This window comes from Faecalibacterium sp. An77, assembly GCF_002161315.1.
Taxonomy (GTDB): domain Bacteria; phylum Bacillota; class Clostridia; order Oscillospirales; family Ruminococcaceae; genus Faecalibacterium.
Window position 1 is genome coordinate 1 of sequence record NZ_NFHK01000091.1, and the last position, 1725, is coordinate 1725.

A 1725-nucleotide genomic window follows, 5' to 3' on the forward strand; every position below is an offset into this window, starting at 1 on the left:
ACGCTTTCGGATAATGTACGAAGCATTTGAATGGTACACACAATGAGGGTTTCATCGGCACAGGAATGAATCCCCAGGGTCTGTGCTTGCTGTGCTGCCGAGATCAGCAATTCAGCTTTCTTCTTAGCAAATCCATACCCTGACTTGCTTGCCGCAGCAATCACTTCAACCAGTTCTGCTTCTTCCGCTGCAAGCAAAATAGCTGGCGTTGGAAAATGCACAAGCACGGCACACGAAGTGATTCCTCCTACATCTGAGAAGACTTTATCATAACCTGGAAAGGCTTGATCCAAGAAAGCCGTCAATCGGTTTTTATAACTCGAAACGTCATTCAAGAATTCCACCCGTTCTCTGCAGAGCTGGCGTAATGCACGCAGTGCCGTCTGGGGAACCTGGGAAGGCCGTAATGTCTTTGTTCGATACATCATTGCCAATTTAAAGGCGTCTACACGATCTGTTTTCCTCTTTCTAATAGAGAAATCCTTCATTGAACTGCTTTGTAGTGGATTCACCACAATTACTTCGTATCCATGCTCCGAGAAGAACTGAAATAGAATCAAGTGGTAGTGCGAGGTGGATTCCATCACAATAACAGGCTTGCTGAAAAAGATCTGCTCAGCCTTTTGAAGCAGGGTGTTTGCCCGATTGATCGATGTTTCATCGTGATAAATCTTTTCCTGAGCAAAGATTTTGTTGTCTGGCGACAAAATACACATATCACTGAATCGTTTGCTGACATCAATTCCTGCTACCGGACCAAAATTCATATACATCTCTCCTCTCAGGGACAGTTTCGCTTCTTCGCAAAAGCAACAGGCGCGTTGTTGACACGGGTAACGGTTGTGCCGACCCAACCAATCGAAACATTGATTCTTTCACGAAGCGAACGGACGGTCTACATTGTTAGTAATTCCTGAATGGAAACCAAGCAAGCAATTTTGCCACTTTCAGCCCCAGTTAGTATTTCAATGTTACTATGTTTCGGAAATCGGCACAACCATATAACCGTCTGTGATGAAACTATTTTTATTTCATCGATGACATTGTACCAGCAAGCAGGGCATTTGTATATACAAATGCAAAATGCTTGTTGGGGCCGTACCCCAAACCCCGTAAACTGTGATGAAACATCACAGGCTGTGCGCTGCGGCGCATAAAAACACAAACAAAGCCCCGGTCAGACACAACTGTGTTCTGAACCGGTCCAAATTGTGTGGACAGTACAAAAAAGCCCCAAGTGTAGGATATTAGGATTCAGCAGGAGTGGCGGAGCGTTAGCGGAGCCACTCCTGCTTTCGTTTGGATTCGCTCGTGGTTATAAAACTGGATGTATCGGTCGATCATGTCGTTGGCCTCGGAGAATGTAGCAGGTTTGTGGCGGTAGATGCACTCTGTTTTGAGGATGGAGAAAAAATTTTCAGCCATCGCGTTATCATACGGATTTCCCCGTCTTGACATAGATGGTGTAATGCCGTATTCTTTAGTCAGGTTAAAGTACGCTTGCGAGGTATACTGAAACCCCTGGTCGCTGTGGAGCTGTAACTCTGCGGCGACCTTCTTCTTTTCTCTGCGCACTGCCTGGCGGATAGTATCCAGTACCAGGTTCACTGTTTGCTGGGTTGCAGTCTTGTAAGCTACAATGCTGTTGTCGTACAGATCCCGGATCATGGACAGGTACAGCACACCTTGTTTGGTTTGAATATAGGAGATATCGGTCACCCATTT

General features: G+C 45.8%; 2 protein-coding genes. Both read right to left on the reverse strand.

From position 1 onward, the window contains the following. Nucleotides 1-767: transposase (locus B5G28_RS14140; protein ID WP_158099642.1), on the reverse strand; the 767-nt coding region annotated here is incomplete at its 3' end. Between the two features lie 487 nt (nucleotides 768-1254). Further along, on the reverse strand, nucleotides 1255-1725 hold a 471-nt coding region (locus B5G28_RS14145; RefSeq protein WP_144265577.1), incomplete at its 5' end, for an IS3 family transposase.